Source organism: Cohnella herbarum, assembly GCF_012849095.1.
Classification (GTDB): Bacteria; Bacillota; Bacilli; order Paenibacillales; family Paenibacillaceae; genus Cohnella; species Cohnella herbarum.
The window spans coordinates 7,044,616-7,066,490 of the sequence record NZ_CP051680.1 but is presented as its reverse complement, the minus strand read 5'-3'; the positions used below and the strand labels follow the sequence as shown (position 1 = coordinate 7,066,490).

Below are 21,875 nucleotides of genomic sequence, written 5' to 3'. Positions count from 1 at the left end.
TAATCTATTAAAATTATTCTTAAATGGGTGGTGAGTTCTTCTTATGAGCGATAAAGCCAACAAGAAAGACCAAGTCAAGGAGCAAACCGAGGAGTATCAATCCGATCCTGCCTCATCCTCGCATTTACCGCCCTATTCAGAGATTCCGCTAATAGAAGAAAGATACGAAATCATCGACGGCATTCGGTACGATTGTCATCCATCCCCTACGCTTAAGCACCAATTGCTCGTTACTCATCTTTGTAATGACCTGCAAACAAGCTGTCACGCTACAGGTACGATCGTAGTCGCTCCTATGGATGTCCATTTGGATGAAGACAACATCGTTCAGCCTGATCTTATCTACGTCTCGAACGAAAACGAATCCATCCTTAAAACGAGAATCGAGGGCGTTCCCGATCTGCTAGTCGAGATTCTGTCCCCAAGCACGGGCGAGCACGATAAAGTACGCAAGAAAGCGCTATACGAACGTTTCGGCGTTCGCGAATATTGGATCGTCGACAGTCACCATCGGACGATCGATCAATTTGCGCTGCAAGCAGGCAAATACGTCCTGGAGAAAACTTACGGCTCGGCGGACGTATTGTTCTCGGAGCGTTTTCCATGCGTGAACGTACGACTTGGCAAGCTTTTCGAAATTCTGAATCGGTTCGTAGACTCTGATTAGCTCAACTCTGAAATCCCAACACGGCAACTCCGTTTGCTTCGATCGTCCAATCTACGTCCACCCCGGGTTCAACGTCGATGGCGGACCGCAACCCGCTCAAGTCGCTTAACGTTCCCGCACGCTCAAACCTCAGGTTCGCCGATCTGCTTGGCCCTTCATTCATCACGACGAGTACCTTGCCCTTCGGATGATGCAACAGCTTCAACCGTAAACCTTCACCTTCATCTTTAACTTCTCCGTTATCCCCTTCGATCAGGCGAATCTCTCCTATCGCGCTGTCGCCGATCAAAGATCGAACGAATCCGCGAGTCGCGCGATCGGGCATCGCGAAGTAACGCTGGAACGCGTTCGTCCCTATCCGGATCGCCGTTCCTTCCCCATGCTTCTTACTCGTGATCGCAGGTCTGCCGTCCGCAAACCAAGCCAGCACGCGAGCCGCCGGCGACGCTTCGAGCGGCAACCGATAGAACCAGCCCGGCAGCACGACTTCGCCGTTCCCGTCGACCAACTGAAGTCCCTCGTCGTCCGTCTCGATATCTTCCATCCCGGAGCCGAACAACGAAGCCAATTCGCGCTGAACCGCGGCATCCATTTTACCGTTCTCGTCCTTCATCCCTACAAGCCCGTCCGCGATCAGCATACCGCCTCCGCGAACGAACGATTCAATGACCGCGCATTCCGCAACGCCTAGCACGATCGTATTCGGCAAGATCAGAACGCGAATATTCTCGTCAATGCCTTCCGTCGCCAAGCGATCCTCGGAGATGAATTCCGCTGCTATCGACAGGTCCGACAACAACAGGTGCGCCCCCGCCAAAGCATCCGCGTACATATTCCGGTTGCGCGGATTCGTTGGATCCATCCCCTCGCCTTCCACCTGGCCTAACGCCATCGAGCGCTCCGAATACAGCAGCAACGCCTTGCCTTTATCCGGAGTCGCCTCCCGGAACAGACTCTCGTGAGCGCCAATCATCTCGGAGGCTTCCTTAGCGGCAAGCAGACGCGGGGACGGCTTCTCCAATTGATTCAGCAAAGCCCATTCGCCCGCCTCGTACCCCGCGTTCCGCGAATTAAAGCACCAGAAGACGACCGCCTTGGCCCCGCTGCCGATCCCTTCCCATATCCACCTTTTCATAGTCGAATAGGAGGGCGTGAACGGCTTCACCGAAGAGTACAGCGTCGTCCCGCCTTGCAGCTCGCTTACCCAGAACTTGCGTTCCGGATCCCGCGTCGCGCTCTTCATTAAATCCGCGAAATACCCGACCGATTGCGTCCACCTTTTCTCGGGAAAACGTACCGAATGCCACATCGGGTGAGCGGAACACCCCATGAAGTCGACGATATCCGCCTCCATCCAGATCGATTGGCCTACCCCCTGCATATCCAATTGAATGTTGTGCGGATTCACGTGAACCGGATGCACGGGGTCTATTCGACGAATCTCGTCGCGAATAAAGATCAGTTGACGCTCCATATTCCGCACGGTAAACCTCGTCCACTCCAACTGCTCGTTAAAGGAGACGAAGGGCTGCTCATAGGAAAGAATCGTTCTCCCCATCCCCTCCTCCAACTCCTCGAAGCTGGCATATTGAATGTAAGAGCCCTTGTTCACCTCTTCGATCGTCCCGTACGTTTCCTGCAAATAGCTGGAGTAGGCCTTAATCGCATGCGGAGTCTTGTAGATCGCCCGACTCGGTTCATTCCATAGAATCCAAGAATCGAGCTGCGGATGGTTGCCGTATCGCTCCACGATGCGTTCGATATAAGATTTCATTCTTAACCGGTAAGCCGGGTCATCCAGATCCGCCAACGATTGCGGGCCTTCCGTCAATCTCATCCATCCCGGGGGACTCACGGACATAAGCGTAGGAACGACCGTCAGCCCGGACATCTCCGCCTGCTCGAAGCAAGCATCATAGTTGTCGAAGCGCCACTCCCCTTCCGCGGGCTCGAGTTGTTCCCATATCATGAACAGGCGAATGATCTCCAACCCGTTTTCCTTCATCAGCGCGACCATGCGTCTCACGTACTCGGGCGTATCGTCTTTATTGATGAATAATTGGCTTCCTATTCTCACGCGTTCCGTCAAAATGACCGCCTCCGATTCGAATCTGATTTCATTCAAATCTTACTACCGCGGAAGATTCCATGATACAATGTTCCCGGGTAAAAATAGCACGATTCTATCATTGCATGAGGTTGGAGGCGTGGTCCGTGACGAATGCCAGCATAGAAGAGAAACGGTTCACCGGCGGGATTTCGCAGCATCCGTTCGCGAGTAAATCCTTCGACACGAAAGGGTTAGGTTACCACTGTCCCCCGCATTGGCATACCCACGTCGAGATGCTATACGTGACCCGCGGCCGCGGAACCTTCCATGCCGGAGGTTGCGCCTATACGGCGCAAAGGGGCGATCTCTTGCTCATTAACGCCAACGAGGTGCATTCCGTGGACGTCCGTCCGGAAGACGACGCCGAGTACTTGATTCTAAGCGTCGTTCCCGAGGTTTTGTATCATTCCGGAAGCACCATTTTCGAAGCCAAATACGTTCTCCCTTTCCTCCTCGGCAACCGACAGCACATTCGGCATTTTCAAGCGAAGCAACTGGAAGATTCTCCTATTCCGGGGCTTCTTGCAGACATTCACCGCGAATACTCCGAACAACGATACGGCTTCGAGTTAGCCTTAAGATCGGCATTTACGAGCGTTTTTCTCTGGATGCTGCGCCACTGGATCGACAATGATCCGGCTCAAACGGGTTTTCCCGCGTTTAATGCGTCCTCCTTGGATAACATTAAGCCGATCTTCGAGCATTTGGAGTCCCGCTATAAGGAAAACCTTACCGCTTCCGATGCAGCCGAATTATGCGGTATGAGTTATAGCCATTTCGCTAGATGTTTTAAGCGCATTACCGGGCATAGTTATGTCCAATATTTGCATTACCGCCGAATATCCGAGGCCGAGAAGCTATTGCTCACGACCTCGCACAGCGTCACGAACATCGCGCTGGAAGTCGGTTTCTCCCATACCAGCTACTTTATCCGTCATTTTCGCGCTCTGAAGGGACTTTCTCCGAAACAATTCGTACTGAGGGCTAGAGGACAATAAGCGCTATTCCCCGTATTGCAACCGGAACTGCACCGGCGTCATTCCGGCCGACTTATGGAACGTGTGAACGAAGTGGCTGTCATCCAGAAAACCGACCGCGGCCGCGATTTCCTTTACCGTTCTGCTTCGGTCGGCCAGCAGCAGCTCCTTCGATTTCTGAATTCGGAATTGAACCAAATACTGATAAGGACTGATTCCCCAGCTTTTGCGGAACAGCGTATTCAGGTACTGAGGACTGACCCCCAACTCTTCCGCCATGCGAACTAATCCAAGGTTCGGATCGCCGAATTTCTCCTCTATGAGGATGTAAATCGGCGTTAATCTCTCGTGCCCTTTGGACAACGATGGCTGCCCTCTCGATTGCCCGTATTGCTTGATCTGCGACAAAAAAGCATACACTTCAAGCGATCCGTTGATGCCCGCGAAGTCGAAGCTGTACCCGTGCTTCTCCCTATAATTCTCATGGATGCCGGCAAGCGGACAATCGGTATCCCAACTTAGCGGCAACATTTGCGGAATATCGAGCGATGCCGTGATCGGACTTGCCAATGCCCCGTCGAAAGTCATAAACCAAGTCTTCCAGCCCCCTATGTCCGGTCCGTAGCTGTGCGGAACGTAGGGTTTAAGCAAGATGCCTTGGTTCGGATATAGCTTTACGGTACTTCCGTTGACCGTAAATTCCCCGCAACCTTCGACCGTGTGCAGCCAATGATAGCTGTGGAACCCGTTCTCTCTCGTTATCGCTCCCTGCTCGGTAAAGCCGATGCTAGTCAAATGAAGCGGCAACCGCCGATCCCACTCCGTCGTGACGAAATGCCTTCCGTAAAACTGCTCCAAACTCGCTCACCTAGTTTCATTTTCCTATACCGGATAGGAAGTATATTATATTTAATTCATGCGGTGCTTGAACTACAATAGGGTCGTAAGTTGAATTATACTATATCCTATTGAGCAGGAGTGGACACGCATGACGTTAAAGCTTGGATTTATCGGATCCGGAGGAATTGCCCAGCATCACGTTAAAAATTTGGTACAGATGGAAGGCGTCGCGTTGTCGGCCTTCTACGACGTCGATATTCAACGCGCGCAAAAATCCGCCTCGGAGCATAGCGGAGCGAAAGCGTTCTCGAATCTGGACGAGATGCTGGACGGAACGGATCTGGACGGCGTATACGTATGCGTCCCCCCTATGGCTCATGGCGATGCGGAAAATAAATTGGTCGAACGGGGCATCCCTTTCCTCGTAGAAAAGCCTCTCGGCATTGATAACGAAATTCCGATCGCGATCGGCGAACGGATCAAGGCGAAGAAATTGATCACCTCCGTCGGATATCATTGGAGATATAATGAATCTGCAAGCTTGGCCAAACAATTGCTGACGGAGAGCAAGCCGGGGATGGCGCTCGGTTATTGGATGGGCGGAATGCCGATGGTTCCGTGGTGGAGAGTGCAAGCCGGATCGGGCGGCCAGTTCGTCGAACAGACGACTCACATCGTCGACTTGCTTCGCTACTTGTGCGGAGAAGTACGCGAAGTATACGCCGCTTATGCGCTGCAGGTCATGGGAGAGAAAGTCGAAGGAACCGATGTGCCGGATGTCGGCACCGTTACCTTGAAGCTTGCGAACGGAATGGTCGCAACGATCTCCAACACTTGTTTGCTGCCTGTCGGGCACCACGTGGGTCTCGATATTTACACGAATAACGGAGTTTTGGAGCTGCGGAGCGATGCGCTCAAAGAAATTACGACAGCCGGAAGCCAAACGCACGCAAACGTTGCAAACCCTTACTACGTAGAGGACGAGGCTTTCTTGCATGCTCTGCGCACGGGAGATACTTCCCGTATTCTATCCGACTACGAGGATTCCTTGAAGACGCATAAAATTACGATCGCAGCAAACGATTCCGCCTTATCGGGCAAGCCGATTATTCTATCTTAAACTTGATATATTCCGAAAGATATTCTGAAGGGAGCTAAAGAAATTTTATGAAATATTCCTTATGTATCGGAGCTTATTCGGGCAAAGACGAAATCTATCATCTGGAGAAAATCAAAGAACACGGGTTTCACGGTCTCGAATATTACGCTTGGTGGGATCTGAACGATCTGAAGAGAGTAGCCAAGGAACAGGAACGGATCGGCGTCGGCATTAGCGCGACATGCACCAGGTTCATTAGCCTTGTCGACGAGTCTCTGAGGGAGGCCTATCTGGACGGCATCCGCCAGACGATCGAGGCTTGCAAAATTCTAAACGTTAAATCCGTTATCTCCCAAACCGGCAACGTAATCGATGGCGTTCCTCGCGATACGCAGCGACAAACGATGGTCGAGACGTTGAAACGCTGCGCCCCTCTGTTCGAAGAGGCGGGCATCGTTCTCGAAGTGGAGCCGTTAAACGGTCTCGTCGATCATAAAGGCCATTTCCTGCAGCGGTCGGACGAATCGGTCGACGTTATCGACCAAGTCGGCAGCCCGAACGTCAAGCTCGTATTCGACGTCTATCACCAGCAGATCACGGAAGGTAACGTCATTCGCAATGCGACCGGTTATATCGACCGCATCAACCATTATCACATCGCGGACAATCCCGGCCGCAAGCAACCGGGCACGGGCGAGCTGAATTACGTCAACATCCTGAACGCGATCAAGTCCACCGGTTTCTCCGGCTTCGTCGGTTTGGAGTGCGGTTACACGGTAGATACGGACGTAGCGGTCCAGCAATTCAAGGATGAGATTATTTCCAAGGTAGAGTAGTTTGCAGCAGTCATGCAGGCGCGGGGAGTGGCTCGATTATGTCGAGCTACTTTCTCGCGCCTGCTGTTTTTTCGGGGAGTTATTCGATTTCATCGAGTAATTCTTGCGTTACTGGCCACATTCAGCGTTACTCGCCGTGGATTCGGAATTTCCGCCAATCTCCAGGGGGCGTTCCGCAGCATTTACGAAAAGCTTTCGAAAAATGATGCACGTCCGAGAAACCGCAGTAAGAGGCGATTTCCTCTTGCGACAACGCCGTATTTTCCAACAATTCCTTGGAATGGTCGATCCTCATTTGAAGCAAATAGCGATGAGGCGAAACGGAATAACGCTGCTTAAACAACGCGCTGAAGCGCGATACCGATAAATTCGCCCTATCCGCCATCCTCAGGATGGAAATCGATTCATTCAGATGCGCGGAGAAATACGCGACGACCCATTTTAACGGATCCGCCCCGACCCGCTGGCTCCCCTCGCCGGGCATATAGGCTTCCAACACGGCAATCACGATCTCGTTAGCCAATAAGTGAGCCTTTAACTTCATCAACGGATCGTTCTGCTGCCATAACTCCACCATCATGATCGTCGCTTCGCTCAGTTTCTTGGGCTGGAGCACCTCTATGCGAACCGGAATTTCCAGTCCGTAGAGAGCTTGAATGGTCGGCTGCAAGAGATGACTGTATGAAGTAAGATCAATCTGCCCCGGCCTTGTCGGAAAACTCTTCGCTCGTTCGGCGCGGTAGAAGAGATCCATATGGGCGAACGGCGTAATCGTGTCGGTCTCCCCTTCCAGGGCGACGATGCTCCCCGGTTGTACCAAACAAAACTGCCCCGACTCGAAGAGATACGAACGACCGTCAACCTTTACCCTTAGAACGCCTTCCTGGATATAGATGAACAAGTAATCGAGCAACCGGCGTTCGGCATATTGCCACGGTCTGCGAACGGCAAAATCGCTCTGTCTGATATACGGCACGATCGGGTCCTTCTCGATGCGCTCCATCAGGTCAGCCATAGACATTACCCCCAAGGGTTATTATTGCAACTCAGTTGTTTTGTACAAAATTATAACAAGGAATGACAATGACGCCTAGCCGGATTGCTTCTATGATGAGGAGGAAGATCAATCCATAATTAAAGGGGTTTATACCATGTCCGATCAGGCTGCATCATTACCTTGCATGACCGAGAACTATGCAATATCTCAAGATCAAATCGATTATTATAAGGAAAAAGGGCATATCCTTCTTCGCCAAGTAGCAACGGCCGGCGAGATTGAAGTTTACGAGCCCCTCATCAGCGAATGGGTACGAAATTTGAATAATCACGATAAACCTCTCGAAGAACGGGACACCTATGGCAAAGCTTTTATACAAATCGGAAATCTGTGGACGAAACACGAGGATCTCTCTAGATTTACACTAGCGAAGAGATTCGCAAAAATTGCCGCGGAACTTATGGGCGTTGACGGCGTACGAATCTATCACGACCAAGCGTTGTTTAAGGAGCCCGGCGGGGGCCATACCCCTTGGCATCAAGATCAAATCTATTGGCCGCTCGACACCTCGAATACGATTACGATGTGGATGCCGCTCGTACCGGTCTCGGAAGAGGTCGGATCGATGACGTTCGCCTCCGGTACCCACAAGCTTGGTTACGTCAATAAGTTGCAAATTTCCGACGAATCCCATAAAACGTTAGCCCAGTTCATCGACGGCAAAGGGTACGAGAAAATCACGTACGGCGCAATGGAAGCCGGAGATGCGACGTTCCATAGCGGTTGGACGATGCATAGCGCTCCGGGTAACCCGACGGCCTCTATGCGCAAAGTAATGACCGTCATTTACGTCGCCGACGGGACTCGGGTCGCCGAACCGGATAGCAAAGCCCGCTCAAGCGATCTAGCCACCTGGTTTCCAGGGTTGAAGGCTGGCGATTTCGTATCCAGCCCTTTGAATCCTATTGTGTATAGCAGGGATATAGACAAGTGAAACGCATAAGGAAATAACGTTACAGCATCATTCTATTTTTTGCCTTACCTCAGAGCGACAAGCCATAACGTTATGCCATAACCCTATTATCGTCGTTACCTAGATTCTCCGATCGTATCGGGTGGTATAGCGTTATCCCATCGCTCTACCCCCGGTCAAAGATCGAATCGAACCCAAGAATAGCGTTACGCCATCACCTTAACGCATCAAAACAAGATCGAATTTCTGAAAGAATTTCACCGTTAAGATCAGTTTCGCAGCCGACGACTAGCTTACCCAATCCTCGTCCACGCGCAAAAACGAGTACCGCCGTCTGGGATGGCAGTACTCGTTTGTTTTGACTTCTTTTGCATTAACCTTAGATTTGAACTTTAACCGATTAATTCCCTTAATGCGGATAAGCCATATCGAACTCTATTCCGCAGGGACCTCCGTCCGGATTGGCTTCCAAATCGACAGCCGTGCCGTCTTCCCGGAACAATGGACGATAATGCGTGCTGATATGGGTTGCGGATGAATTCGCATAATGACAAATGAACGCCCGTCGGAATTGATCCTTCGTCTTATTCCGATAGGAGCCGTGAATCAGGTTGCCATTGAAGAACAGTACGTCTCCTTTGTCCATGATGGCGGGGATCGCCTTCTCTTCCTTAGGGGGCTTCACGAAATGGGTCGTGAACGATTCGTTGGAGTCCGCAAGCTCCGGGCATACGAGCGCGTAATCGCTCGTCTTCGGAACGACGAGCAGTCCTCCGTTCTCTTCGTTCGCGGCGTCGACCGCCGTCCATGCCGCGATGCAGTTCCCCGGTTCGACTTGCAAATAGAAGTTATCCTGATGGAGCGCCTGCCCGCGCGATCCCGGGGGCTTGTAATAGAACATACTCTGGGCCGCATAAGCTTCTTCGCCATATAGATCCGCAAGCACGTCCATCACCGGCTTGTGCAGCATGTACCTTTTAGCCGTTTCGTTGAATCGATGAGGGTGCATAACGCGGGGATACCTCTTCAAAGGATCATCCGTTGCCCCTTCCAAGTCGGGTTCGAAATATCCCGGCACCTTCGTATGGCTGATTTCCTCGAAAGTTTGTTCGATCGAAGTAAGGTCATCCGACGTGAAGAGGTCCTTTACGATCAAATATCCTTCTCTCGCGAAATGCTCAAGCTGCTCTTCAGACAATATCTTTAATCCAGTATTCATCCGTTATCGCTCCTTCATGCAAGTTCGTTTTCCTTGACATTAGAATAGCGCTTTCCGTATGTTAGATGAAGTAGGATTGCTGCTGTAAAGTATAAGAATTCTGCTACGAGTTCAATTGAATGGAGGTTGCCTATGTCATCTTATGAAAGGCCGGAAGACTTCCCGGAACAACTTCCTGCCACCATTATCGGCGGTCATTTCGATGAAGACGACACTTATCGAATGCGCCGGCCGAACGGAATGAGCGATTGGCTTATCGTATATACCCTTAGCGGTGAAGGTTATTTCCGTACGCCTACCGGAGAGAAGCTATGCGGTGCCGGCCAAATCGGTCTGCTCCGCTCGGGAGTGCCTCATGAATACGGAACCGCGCAGGGGAAACGCTGGAACTTCGTATGGGCGCATTTTCAAAAACTAACGGAAACCGACTACCTCCCGCCCGACGAAGTTCTCGTTCACGCTCTACCGGATGGGCACTTGCAGAACCGGGTAGCTCACACCTTCCAGAACCTGCTCCACGATTCGCGCGAACGTTCCGGCTTCTGGTATGCCCTATGCGAGAACTCCATAAGGGAAATCCTTCTCCTGATCGCGCAACGTCTGGAGAAGAAACTCGATGCGCGAATCGAGCATACTTTGCGACTGCTCTCTCTAACGATGAAGGAGGAAGTCCGCATCGTGGATCTTGCCGCATCGGTAGGTTTGTCCCCCTCGAGACTCTCCCACCTCTTCAAGCAAGAGACCGGAGAATCGATTGTCGAGCATCTCAACAGAATGAGGCTCCGGCAGGCCGCTCTGCTCATGCAACACATGGGCAGGTCGGCCACCGAAGCCTCGCTCGATGTCGGATTCAATAATTATAATCATTTCGCCGAGTTGTTCCACAGAACCTACGGCGTCCGTCCTAGAAGTTACGCGAAGCAATCCAGAGACTAAGCGGTATCTCGGGAGCCTCGGATACGACGGATAATCGGTATCGCTATCGGCATGCTATAGCTGCCGCAACCGCTTCCGTCATCAGAAGCCGTCTTACTCCGACTCCTGCTGGACGACATGCGAAGCTTCATGCGGCAAATGCTGTTCTTGTCCGGAACCGACATGAATGTCCGTTCCTTGCGCGTACGACATCGCTTGAATTTGAGCTGCCTCGTCGGAGTTATTATGCACGTTCACGCCGTCCGCTTGTTGGTGGCCGAAGTGAGCTTCGATTTGATCTCTATGGGGTAAGCTCGACGGGTTCGTTTGGGTCATGGCCATCGCGGCTTGGTTGCCCACCTGAGACTGCAACGCGAGTATACGATCCGCGCTCATGCCATGAGACGCCGACGCGCCGGCACGCGCGCGTCCATGAGAACCCGCGTGGCCTGCTTGTGTCCTTAGTCCTTGGAAGTGGTTAGCCCTCATGATTTTCCTCCCGATTAAACTCTAAACAATCCATACCCGGTCAAAGGAACGACCGGATTCTCGTCGACGATAAGCCCTTCCGATTTCCCGCGAAGCGCGACGTCCACGAGCCACTTCGTGAAGGGAGCAACGTTCATCGTCTCCATCTCCTGAAGGCTATAGAAGCCGGCCGCGTCTACCTCGACGCCATCGGGAGTCGGTTGTCCTCCCACGTATTCCATAGAAAAGGCGACGTACAGGTTATGGATGTTCCTCGGCTGATCGCGCAACGCAACGACGCTGCGAACGGTTGCTTCGATCCCGCTCTCTTCCAACACTTCCCTTCTAATCGTCTCTTCGATCGGTTCCAACTGCTCGATATATCCGCCCGGATTGGTCCAGTATCCCTTTCCGGGTTCCTGCGCTCTCCGCACAAGCAGAACCTTGTCCTCTTTAACGACAAGCGCTCCTACTCCGATGCTATAGTTTCCCCAATGAACGAAGCTGCACGCCGTGCAAGCTCTTCTTGCCGTTCCGTCTACGTCCCTCGTTTCCATCTCGCTTCCGCAAGAGGAGCAATATTTAACTTCCAATTCCGTCACCTGCTCTATCGCTGTTGATCCTAACATTTTAAGTTATACTCCTGTCTCGTCATTCTAGCAATAGGTTTGTAACAACCGGTCTCCCTCTATCCGCCGAGCTGATAAAAACAAGAAAAAGAATTGTCCTCGAGGTTCCGACGGAACACCCGAAGACAATCCCTAAGCTCCCGACCGCCTAATCGCAAGCGATCGTCCTATTCCGCTTCTCCCGTCACGAATTTTTTGCCAAATCGGTCCAGCATCCGCAAGTATCCTTCCGCCGCCGCGCCGTTCCCCCAATCGAAAATCGTAAACTCGCCCATGGGATCATCCGCCGCGTTCGTCCTTCCCCCGTGACCGTAGTTCTCCATCATGAATCCGTAATCCCTTTCGTTCAGGAACGGCCACGCCTTTTCCCATCTCGCTTTAACTTTTTCGTTTTCGGGACAGTACATCATCGTGAACGATGCGCGCATAGCCGCCAATCCACGTTCCTTATACTCCTCCACTCCCAGCTCCATGCCGTAAGATACGATCAATTCGGCGAAGAGGCTTTGCCTCGCATCGTTCCATTCCCCGTCCGCATTCATCACGCCGAATCCGCCTAAGGCGGGCACGTAAATGTAATTCGGCTGCCATGTCGCCTGGGTCATCAGCATCTCATCCAAGCATCTTTGTCCCACTTGCAGGTATTCCTCTCTGCCAGACGACCGATAGCAGGCCAATAAGGCTTCCGCTGTCCAGAACATCGAAAAGTTGCACTGTTTGTACATATTGTTCCTGGCAATCTTACGTCCTTTCCACTCTTCCTGCCCCCAGCGACTGCATGACCAGTAGGTTTCGAAGTCTTCCCAGCGCCCTTCCGGCACGATCTCGTCGCATACGGCCTTCATAGCCAGATAAGCGGAATCTTCATACTTTCGATCCCCGGTCAATTCGTACAGCTTCAGCAAAAACGTAACCGAAAGGGACGTTTCCGGGGATTGATCGAGAACTCCGCAAGGCCGGAAGCTTTCCCGATCGATCCATCCGGGGAAAAACCCCTGCTCGTCCTGTAACTCCAATAGGGAATCCGCATAAGCGCGAGCATAGTCGACCAGTCTCTCGTCTCGCTCCAGCTCTTCATGCCAACGCAACATCAACAGCGCCGTCCAACTCATATCCAACACATGAATCGGAGCTTCGCGGATGCTCAGACCGAAAGGATTGCGGTCCGAGTTGCCCCAGTAGAGAGTCGACCAGCCTTTGGAAAGATTACGAATTTCCCCTTCAATATCGACCTGCTCCATCTCCGTGGCGATAACCGATGGAAAAAATCCGTTCGTCTGCGGCGCCGCTAAAGCAAGCTCCTTCATCTGATTGGCCTTGTCTACATACTCGCTGTTTCCATTAGCTCTCCCATATCGGAACAGCCCCTGCGCGGAACGCAAAGAGCTGAACCACGCTTGATTCCAGATGGAACGAGTTTCTCTCTCGTTCACGGCTCCCGGATAATTAGGGCTTTGGGTTACGTTCACGATAAACACCGGGGCTCCCACTCTTGTGCCGCCAAGCTCGAAATCCTGCCATACCGCGCTACCCCATTCCCGAAACGCCCATTGATACGCCCAACGGACGTACGGTTCAAGCTCTCCATCATTCGGTTGACCCTGCAAGAGAAGCGGACGACCCCAGCGTTCCCAGAAAAAAGCGAGCAAATCGCGCCAAGGATTAGCAATGCCGGCCTGTTCCTCGGACGCGAAGAGATAAAACCCGAACTCTATCTCTCCCCGAGGGAATATCGCTCCCGGTTCGCGAACGAACAACACATGCTCCCTGACGGACGTGCCGCACATCCCCAAGATGAGGCTATTGTTGAACGCATCCATGTCCATATACCAACGCGGCGTCCTATTCTCGAAGCTCGTATCCGCGCTGCCCGCCTCTAGCAAATCCAGATCGGGAACGACCGACAGCATCCTTTCGCCATCATGCACGATGAGCGCGGGCGCGCGGAAGGAATGCTGGTCGACCACATGCTCGGATGTCGGCGTAAGATGCGGGGACCAGTGGTAAGTCGGCGAAATGGCCGGACGAATTTCCACGCGCCAATCATCCTGTCGAACATCCTCCTTTAGCGTAAAACGAATGCGAACTTTGGCCATGCCCTCCCTAGGGTAGGTCACCACGATAGCGGGTCTCGCATCCCCTAACCAATCGCAGGTGATCGTCCCGATATAACTTTTGAATTCCTTGTTCAACATGATCAATTCGAAAATAGGATTCATCTGTCTCCCCCATGTCCTTGGCGTTAGCCTTTAATTCCAGAGCTTACAATGGACTGAACGTAATATTTTTGCAAAAACAAAAACAAGATCAATATAGGTACCGATGCCACGGTATCCGCGGCAAGGATTTTGCCCCATTCCGTAGACTGCAGGTTCGTAAACGTCGCGATAGCGACTTGAAGCATTTGTTTGCTCTCGTCGTTAATGACGATAAGCGGCCATAAGTAAGCATCCCATTGTCCCAAAAACGTAATCAAACCCATCGTAATTAAAGCCGGAACCGTAGAGGGGATCAGGATTTTGGCGTAAATGCCGAACCACGAAGCCCCATCGATTTTCCCCGCCTCCAGCAGTTCCCTCGGTACGTCCGCGAAAAATTGAACGAGCATGAAAATACTGAAAACGGAAACCGCGCCGGGAATAATCAAAGCCTTGAAGCTATCTATCCAATCGAATGCGTTCATCAACAAATAAGCGGGTACCATCGTGACTTCTCCGGGGATGACAAGCGCGGAAAGGAATACCGCGAATACGATGTTGCGCCCGCGAAATTTGAGTTTAGAGAAGGCGAAAGCGGCCATCGAGTTAAACAAAAGCGATAATAAGGTGACCGAGACCGCAACGATTACGGTATTCTTGATGAACATCACGAAAGGCTTGCTCGAATCGGAGAACAGATCAATGAAATTTTGAAAAGTCCATTGGACCGGAATAAAGAGGTGCCACTCCAAGCTCAAGTATTGAAACAATTCGCTTCTCGGACGAAGCGACCCCATGATCATCCAGAAAATAGGGATGATGGATAGGAAAGCAATCGCGATCATAAGAGCCCACTTCAGCAGAATTCCTATACGTTCCAAAGCCAATCCCATCCCCTCCTCAATATTCCACGTCCGATTTTAACAGCCGCAATTGAACGATCGATATGCACATGACGATAAGGAACAGAATAAACGCCGCCGCGGAACCGTACCCCATCTCCATTTGCTGGAAGGCCATCTTATAAATATAGAAAACGGACGTCGTCGTTGAATCCGACGGCCCGCCGCCCGTCACTAGCGCTACCGGAACGAATATTTTCAAGGCGTCCATCGTCGTAATGATGATGACGAAAGTCAGCGTTCTTCTCAACAGCGGCAGCGTGATCTTGTAAAATTTCTGCAGCGCCGTCGCGCCGTCGACTTCGGCCGCTTCATACAAATCGCTCGGAATGTTGTTTAATCCCGCAACGAATATGATCATAAAAAAGCCTGCCGACTTCCACATTCCCATTAGCATGATTCCGTACAAAGCGATACTAGGATCCGATAAGAAGGAAATAGGCGGCACTTCGAAAACATGGAGGAGACTGTTCAGCAATCCATAGTCCTGATTATAGATAAGCTTAAACAAGGTCGAAGCCACGCCGATGGATATCACGACCGGCATAAAGTATACCGTTCTAAATAGACTTGCGACCCAAGAGTTTCTGTATATAAGCAACGCCAGAACAAGCGCTATAATCGTCTGAACGGGGATGACTACGATTGCCAGATGAAAGGAACGGAACAGACTGTTAACGAATTTGGGATCGGACAACAGATTGCGATAGTTGGTCAGCCCGATGAAGGTAGCATCTGGGTTAATGAGGCTATATTCCTTGAAGCTGATAATAAAAGCATTGATCATCGGATAGAAGGTAAAGAGGGCGAGGCTGACGACTGCCGGCAAAATAAACAATAAGGCCGCGCGCTCTTCTTGTTTGCTGAAGGACGAAGAAAGTCTCAAGGTCTCACCTCTCCTGATCTTTTTAAGAAAGGGAGAGCGGCTTAGGCTCCCCCTCTTCATGAAGATCATTTATATTTTTGCAGAGCCTTATCGATGGTTGTTACGGCCTCGTTTACCGCCTCGTCGAGATTTCGATTGGCTACCCCCAGATCGGCGAACAATTTGGATATGGCCGCCGTGACGACCGGATAAGCTGGCGTTACCGGCCTTGGATGCGCGAACTTGCTGGACTGTTCCACGAAAATGTTCATCGGATATTCCATCAGTTCGGGAATCGCGCTCGCGGTTGAGAGACGCGCGGGCAAGTTTTTGGTTTCTTGATACCAAGTTTTGGCCCCTTCGATTCCCGTTACCCAATTGACGAATTTCCATGCCTCGTCTGGATGTTTGGAGTCTTTCGTAATCGCCATGTTCCAGCTGCCGTTAGGCGTTACTTGTTTGGCGTCCTTCCACAATGGCGCGATGTCCCAGTCTTCCCCTAACTTGAATTCCGGATGGGACGTCGCGAAGCCCGATATGGCCCAAGGTCCGTTAACGATGATTCCGAGTTTTCCCGTCTCGAATGCTTCCGGAGGAAGTTCTTTGGCTGCGACTTTGTGCTCGTTATACAGGGAAGAGAAGAACGACAGCGCCTTCTTGGATTCCGGAGAATCAAGATACCCTTTGACTTCGGTCCCATCGGGGCTCAGAATCTCGCCGCCGGCTTGCCAGATGAAAGGCAGCTTGACGAACGTAGATCCTTCTCCCTCTCCCAGTCCCCAGCCTGGATCGATCCCGTATATTTTATTGGCGGGATCGTTGATTTTCTTAGCCGCTTCCAGCACCTGTTCCCAGGTCCATGCTTGATTCGGATCTTTGGAAGGCAGCTCGATACCGTTTTTCTCGAACAGCTTCTTGTTATAGAACATCCCTATGCTCGCGTCGTTAAGGGGAGCGGCGAAAATCTGTCCCTTATAGGTCAAGCTTTCCAATACGGGAGCCGCGATATCTTCTTTGTTCCCGTCGATGTCCATGTACTTATCGAGCGGAACGACGGCTTCTTGATGGGCGTAAGCGGCCAACGTCGGTCCGTCCAACCCGATGATGTCAGGCGCGTTGCCCGCGGCGAGCGCCGTGCGGATCTTCGTCTCGTAGTCTCCGTAAGGGATGACTTCCATCTTGACCTTGACGTTCGGATTTTCTTTCTCGAACGCTTGGATCATCTTCTTCAGCGTGGCGACCTCCGGAGCGAAGTCGTGCCTCCAGTATTTAACCTCGACTTTCTTGCCGTCGCCTTTATCGGCTTCGGTGCTTGCGCTCTCGTTCGTTTTCTCTTCGTTCGAACCCGATTCGTTCGACTTCTTGGAGGAGCAAGCCGACAGCATCGCGATCCCCAAGCAAACGATAAGCAACATGACCATTGACCTGCGCCATCTCAACATCGTATCCCGCCTTTTCTATAGAAAATGATGAATATGATTTTAAGATAGCACGTTGCGGATCAGGTCTACATGCAACCGTTTTAGGAGATGAGATGTAATATTTTTAGAGGTAGTTGAACACGTACTTTTGGAGGTCGTTGAACACGTACTTTTAGACTGACCGACCAAGGCTACCCGAGCTTCTTGCGGTACTCGTTAGGCCCGACGCCGTAATAGCCTTTGAACACGTTGCTGAAATAAGCCGAACTCGCGAAGCCCGTCAGCTCGGCGATGCTCGCGATCTTCAGATCGTTGATGCGCAGCAATTGCGAAGCATGATCCATCCGGATGCCGAGCAAGCAATCGCTAAAAGTGCTTCCCGTCTGCTTGCGGAACAGATCCGACAAATAGGCGACGTTGTAATGGAAACGTTCCGCGATCGCGGTTAACGTGAGCTCTTCCCCGTAATGGCTAAGCATGTATTTGCGGATGGCGCCGATCGTGTCTTCCTTCCCCTTGCTTTTATTGCGTTTGAGAGTGGCGATGGCTTGCAAGACGAGCTCCCGTAAGTTGCCGACGATCTTATCCAGCGATTCGCAGTCCCATGCGGAATTGATATAGGGCCATAGCATCTGATGCAGATCAAGCTCCTTCAGGTCGTGTTTGCGGCTTAATTCGTCGAGTTTCAGGCAAAGCTGTACGAGAAAGAACGAGTAGGACTGCACGGATGCCTGCTTACCGGATTGAGAAATTTCGCCCAACACCTGTAACGCTTGGCCTTCGTCGGCGTTCTCGACGGACAAAGCGAATCTCTTCAGCAACTCGTGCGCCAACCCGTTCTCCTTGTCTTTGTCCCCATTAAATACGGTCTGGGATATCCGGTCTGGCTTGCTTCTGCTAAGCGCCGTCAGGCTCGACTCCAATCCCGCCTTCCACCCTCGGAATCCGCATACGGGATCCCCGACTCCAACCACGAGCTCGATCTGCAAGAAACGGATCACCTTTTCGTTGACGTCGGCTATAAAACGGTCGAGGAGGCCATCCGCCCCAGCCTCCGAAAGCGAATCATGACGGACGATAAAATGCATCCTATCGGGTCGATTCGCATCTCTGAAGGCAACGATACGATCCTCCCATTGAGAAACGATTTCCCGTAAGAGCAGGTGATAGGCTTCCTTGAAGGAGCTCCCATTCGTGCCCGTTCCCGTCAGCCGTTCCGCCGGGATCCTCATCTCCGAAGTCACGAACCTTACGCAATGGCCCTCGAGCATCCACTCGGCCATGCCATAGGTGAACATCAGAGCTTCCGCTTCGGCAGTCGGAACTTCTCCATGCAAGATTTTCGCCAATGACCATTCCTTCTCGTCGTCCAGTTCTTTCTTTAATTTGAGCAGCGCCGCTACGAGCTCCGCCTTAATGACGGGCTTGAGGAGATAATCTTTGGCTCCCTTGCGCATGGCGGTCTGCACCAGCGGAAAATCGTCGTAACCGGAGAGGACGACCGCTTTCGTAGCCGGATAACGTACGGCGCATTGTTGAAGCAGCTCCAAACCGTCCATGACCGGCATCCGGATATCCGTAATCAGGATCGGCACCCTCCTTGATTTAAGCAAATCCAATGCCTGAGCCCCGTTCGGAGCTTCCGACAGCACGCGAAAACCGTATTCCGGCCAATTCAGCTTTAGCTTCAAGCCCGTTCTGATCTCCGCGGAATCGTCAACGACCATGATGTCATACATGCTTCATCACCTCTTATTGGGGATTATCATCGTAATCTCCGTCCCCTGATTGGCAGCCGTACGAATCTCGACGGTGAACCTCGAACCGTAGTAAATCCGCCCTCGGGCAATGACGTTCTTGAACCCGATTCCCTTCTCGCCGATATTCAACACGTCTTGCGGGAAATTCAGCTCGGCGGCCGTCTTCAACTCCTTCAGAACTTCCTCCGGAATGCCTAGTCCGTTATCCTTGATGACGACCGTCAATTCCTCATCCGTCTCCTCGATGCGAATGGATACGATCGCCACCTCTACGATTCCAAGACTGTATTTCACCGCGTTCTCGATTAACGGTTGAAGCAGCAGCTTCGGAATTTGAATCGAATCGCTGACATGGCCGTCTACGATCTCGAATTGCACGCGGTTCCCGTAACAGACGGAGAGGATGGACGTAAACGCGCGAATCGTTCCGATCTCGTCTCGTACGGAAATCAACTCGGTATCCATTCTGAGCGAAGACCTTAACATCAAGCTCAAATCGTTCACGACTTGCTCGATGTCTTCATTGCGCCCTTGCGCGGCTAACGAGGTGATCACTTCCAGCGTGTTGTTCAGAAAATGGGGGTTGATCTGCAGCAGCAAAGCTTTGTACTCCGCGTTGCGCCTGCGCAAGTTCTGGGCGAACTCGGTTTCGATATAGGTTTTCAGGCGTTTGACCATATCCAAGTAGTTAGCGGTCAAGAAGCCGATCTCGTTTTGTTTAATCTTCTTTCTGGCCATGATCGCGTTGCCTTTGAAGAAGTCTCCTTCCTCGACGAACTTCATCGAGCGCACGATTCTGGAGATCGGATTGGCGATTCGCGAAGAGAACCAGAACGTTAAGGAAACCGCGACGATGAACAATAGGGCGGCAACCCAAATGACATTTTGTCTCGCTCTCGTGATTTCCTGAAACAGTTCCTTCTCCGAAACGGTTCCCACCACGACCCAGCCGGTCGTCTCCATTCTTTGATAGAAATAGATAGACCTGCGTTCGTCGTCCCTGAAAATCCGCGTTCCCTTCGTTTCGTCGTCCGCCAAAGACCGAATCTTTTCCATAAGAGCATCGGGAAACGCATCGGGTTTCTGATTTAATATCGGAACGCCGTCCGGCGCAATCAGGAACGCTTTCCCCGTCTTTCCTAAGACCAGCTTATCCAGCGGCTCTTGCAGGGCGGAAGTTTGGATATTGATCTTCAACATCCCTTCCTCGCTCAGGTTCATGAGATCGGACAAAGGATATACAAGCGAGTTGACGTTCTTCCTGTTCAAATAGATTCCGTTCTGTCTGGCATCGATATGGGAGTCCGTCCATCGAATCCCATGGTTCCGATAGTTCGCATACCAATCGGTTTCCAGGTAATCCCCGCCTTCTAAATTCCACAAATCCCACCGTTCGTGAAAAAGATTAACCGAAAGAATGATCGGGCTGTTGCTGACCACGGAGTCGAAATATTTTCTCATGCGAATGTTTTGCTGAATTTCTTTCGCCGCGTCTTCGTTGTCCATTCGGGATCGGATCCAATCCTGCGTCATATCGCTTCGCAAAATTTGATTCGCCGTATTCACGATCTGCGAAGTTGCGCTTTCCACGAAATCCGCGTACTGATTCATCGTTTGCACGGTCGTCGTTTCTATCGATTCCCTTAATGCCGTAGCCGCTTGATTCCAGAACAAATAGCCCATGAGCACGAACGGAACGATCAGCATGACGATAATCGCGATTAATTGCGTTCGGATCGAGTAAAACATAGCCTTCTCCGCCTTTGTCCCCGTTCTCCAAAGCCTTTGCGCTCCGAGAATCCGAGTAAATGCGTATAAGCCGTCTCCGGAACGAGACAATTTCTTCCGGAGACGGCTGCGAGATTCTTCTAGCGGGTCAACGCCGGACTATACAAATCTAGAGCAATCGGTTAGATCACTTCTCGTTCATCATTGCCCGCAAGCGTCGGGAACGGAGCGTGCGGCTCAGCCTGGTACCAGAACACGGTCGACGCGATATCGCTTTGCTGGGGGAGATACCTTCCGCCGGAACGCCAACCGAGATCTTGTATCGTGACCTTCAAATCGTTCTCGAAACGGATCGGATCCATCACGTGCCAGCGGTACATGCCGAATCTCGTCTGGCTGCGGTACAGCCCGTCGGGCTTGATTACCTGGTGCATGCCGAGATAGGCCGTCGAGTATGTACCGTATTGCCCTTGAGGCTGCTCCCAGTTCCAAGCGCCGCCGAAATAATCCTCGGTTCCCGTCCCGCAGAGGGTCGGGAAATCGCGATCCCCGTCCATGTAGAACTTGATCTCGCCCTCTCCCCACCAGCCGGTGTTATTGACTTGCCAAGCCAGATAAGTGCCGACGTAGTGGCCTTTTCCTTGAATGCCGTCGATAATCGTGTGAACGCCCTTATACGTTACCGGATTGCTTCTTCGCCATTGGGCATGAAAGTATGCGGCATCGTCCGGTACTTGAGTTAGAGTATAGTCGATCTGATAATACAGCACGGCTTTGTCCTTGGAGGTATTCTCGACCGTCATTCGCGCGGATTGACGGAAGGGCATGAGCCAATAGCAATTCATCCCTCCGGCGGGATTCACGGCCACGGGGATGGAATTGACGTTGCATCTCTCTTGCCAACCGTTGCAGAATAAGTCGCCTACCGGCACTTCGACGGAAGGCAGCTCTTCATCGTCCCAGTACAATCGAATGATCAGATTCCGCCAGAATCCCGGAAAACAGGTCAGCCAAATATGCTGAATGGCGCCCATCTCCCGAATATTCGCCATCTCGAACGTCGCGCCCGGCTCGATCTCCACGGAAGGGGATACCTTCCAGCCGATTCCGAGATCACGCGCGCATCCGGCGCCCGTCCCTTCGGTCGCCATGCCTCCTTTTCCTTTTTCCCCCGTGAAGTTCTCCGGGCTGATCGATCTGGTTTGAGCATTCGACAGTCGCGCCAGATTTCCCAGTCCCATATCTAATCCGTTAAAGTTGTTCATGAGTAC

At 51.8% G+C, this 21,875-nt stretch carries 19 protein-coding genes; 6 read left to right on the top strand and 13 right to left on the bottom strand.

From position 1 onward, the window contains the following. Window positions 1–43: 43 nt before the first annotated feature. On the top strand, window positions 44–667 hold the full coding sequence (locus HH215_RS29720; protein ID WP_169283185.1) for a Uma2 family endonuclease: 624 nt from the start codon (window positions 44–46) through the stop codon (window positions 665–667). 1 nt (window position 668) lies between these two features. On the opposite strand, the gene HH215_RS29715 is transcribed toward HH215_RS29720, so the two are convergent. Then, on the bottom strand, window positions 669–2,756 hold the full coding sequence (locus HH215_RS29715) for a beta-galactosidase (protein ID WP_169283184.1): 2,088 nt from the start codon (window positions 2,754–2,756) through the stop codon (window positions 669–671). Between the two features lie 125 nt (window positions 2,757–2,881). Between HH215_RS29715 and HH215_RS29710 the strand changes: the two genes are divergently transcribed. Continuing rightward, the gene (locus tag HH215_RS29710; protein ID WP_169283183.1) at window positions 2,882–3,775 is read left to right on the top strand and encodes an AraC family transcriptional regulator; all 894 of its coding nucleotides are present in this window, start codon (window positions 2,882–2,884) and stop codon (window positions 3,773–3,775) included. Window positions 3,776–3,778: 3 nt separating this feature from the next. Here the strand turns inward: HH215_RS29710 and HH215_RS29705 are convergent, their stop codons facing one another. Then, window positions 3,779–4,612 (bottom strand): AraC family transcriptional regulator, encoded by an 834-nt coding sequence (locus HH215_RS29705; protein ID WP_169283182.1) that lies wholly within the window; start codon window positions 4,610–4,612, stop codon window positions 3,779–3,781. A 130-nt stretch (window positions 4,613–4,742) separates the two neighbouring features. Between HH215_RS29705 and HH215_RS29700 the strand changes: the two genes are divergently transcribed. After that, entirely contained in the window at window positions 4,743–5,714 is a 972-nt protein-coding gene (locus HH215_RS29700; RefSeq protein WP_169283181.1) for a Gfo/Idh/MocA family protein, read from the top strand. A 47-nt stretch (window positions 5,715–5,761) separates the two neighbouring features. Beyond that, on the top strand, window positions 5,762–6,529 hold the full coding sequence (locus HH215_RS29695) for a TIM barrel protein (RefSeq protein ID WP_169283180.1): 768 nt from the start codon (window positions 5,762–5,764) through the stop codon (window positions 6,527–6,529). 127 nt (window positions 6,530–6,656) lie between these two features. Here the strand turns inward: HH215_RS29695 and HH215_RS29690 are convergent, their stop codons facing one another. After that, window positions 6,657–7,544: an AraC family transcriptional regulator gene (locus HH215_RS29690; protein WP_254450268.1), complete on the bottom strand. Its 888-nt coding sequence runs from the start codon at window positions 7,542–7,544 to the stop codon at window positions 6,657–6,659. 136 nt (window positions 7,545–7,680) lie between these two features. On the opposite strand from HH215_RS29690, the gene HH215_RS29685 reads away from it, so the two are divergent. Continuing rightward, complete coding sequence (locus tag HH215_RS29685) at window positions 7,681–8,520, top strand: phytanoyl-CoA dioxygenase family protein (protein ID WP_169283179.1); 840 nt, start codon at window positions 7,681–7,683, stop codon at window positions 8,518–8,520. Between the two features lie 388 nt (window positions 8,521–8,908). On the opposite strand, the gene HH215_RS29680 is transcribed toward HH215_RS29685, so the two are convergent. Then, entirely contained in the window at window positions 8,909–9,718 is an 810-nt protein-coding gene (locus tag HH215_RS29680; protein WP_169283178.1) for a phytanoyl-CoA dioxygenase family protein, read from the bottom strand. Window positions 9,719–9,850: 132 nt separating this feature from the next. On the opposite strand from HH215_RS29680, the gene HH215_RS29675 reads away from it, so the two are divergent. Continuing rightward, a complete protein-coding gene (locus HH215_RS29675; RefSeq protein WP_169283177.1) occupies window positions 9,851–10,654 on the top strand; it encodes a helix-turn-helix domain-containing protein in 804 nt (267 codons plus the stop codon). A gap of 93 nt (window positions 10,655–10,747) precedes the next feature. On the opposite strand, the gene HH215_RS29670 is transcribed toward HH215_RS29675, so the two are convergent. The 9 genes from HH215_RS29670 to HH215_RS29630 all read right to left on the bottom strand — a co-directional run bounded on the left by HH215_RS29670 (window position 10,748) and on the right by HH215_RS29630 (window position 21,869). After that, window positions 10,748–11,122, bottom strand: a complete 375-nt coding sequence (locus HH215_RS29670; protein WP_169283176.1) for an eCIS core domain-containing protein — start codon at window positions 11,120–11,122, stop codon at window positions 10,748–10,750. Window positions 11,123–11,136: 14 nt separating this feature from the next. Beyond that, window positions 11,137–11,730, bottom strand: a complete 594-nt coding sequence (locus HH215_RS29665; protein ID WP_375140470.1) for an NUDIX domain-containing protein — start codon at window positions 11,728–11,730, stop codon at window positions 11,137–11,139. Window positions 11,731–11,897: 167 nt separating this feature from the next. After that, a complete protein-coding gene (locus HH215_RS29660; protein ID WP_169283175.1) occupies window positions 11,898–13,949 on the bottom strand; it encodes a glycoside hydrolase family protein in 2,052 nt (683 codons plus the stop codon). Window positions 13,950–13,972: 23 nt separating this feature from the next. Further along, on the bottom strand, window positions 13,973–14,815 hold the full coding sequence (locus tag HH215_RS29655; protein ID WP_254450267.1) for a carbohydrate ABC transporter permease: 843 nt from the start codon (window positions 14,813–14,815) through the stop codon (window positions 13,973–13,975). A 13-nt stretch (window positions 14,816–14,828) separates the two neighbouring features. Beyond that, entirely contained in the window at window positions 14,829–15,716 is an 888-nt protein-coding gene (locus tag HH215_RS29650) for a carbohydrate ABC transporter permease (RefSeq protein ID WP_169283173.1), read from the bottom strand. A gap of 65 nt (window positions 15,717–15,781) precedes the next feature. Next, complete coding sequence (locus HH215_RS29645; protein WP_169283172.1) at window positions 15,782–17,137, bottom strand: ABC transporter substrate-binding protein; 1,356 nt, start codon at window positions 17,135–17,137, stop codon at window positions 15,782–15,784. A 170-nt stretch (window positions 17,138–17,307) separates the two neighbouring features. Continuing rightward, window positions 17,308–18,855 (bottom strand): response regulator transcription factor, encoded by a 1,548-nt coding sequence (locus tag HH215_RS29640; RefSeq protein WP_169283171.1) that lies wholly within the window; start codon window positions 18,853–18,855, stop codon window positions 17,308–17,310. 6 nt (window positions 18,856–18,861) lie between these two features. Then, window positions 18,862–20,625: a sensor histidine kinase gene (locus HH215_RS29635; protein ID WP_169283170.1), complete on the bottom strand. Its 1,764-nt coding sequence runs from the start codon at window positions 20,623–20,625 to the stop codon at window positions 18,862–18,864. 161 nt (window positions 20,626–20,786) lie between these two features. Next, the gene (locus HH215_RS29630) at window positions 20,787–21,869 is read right to left on the bottom strand and encodes a glycoside hydrolase family 172 protein (RefSeq protein WP_169283169.1); all 1,083 of its coding nucleotides are present in this window, start codon (window positions 21,867–21,869) and stop codon (window positions 20,787–20,789) included. Between the last annotated feature and the right edge of the window lie 6 nt (window positions 21,870–21,875).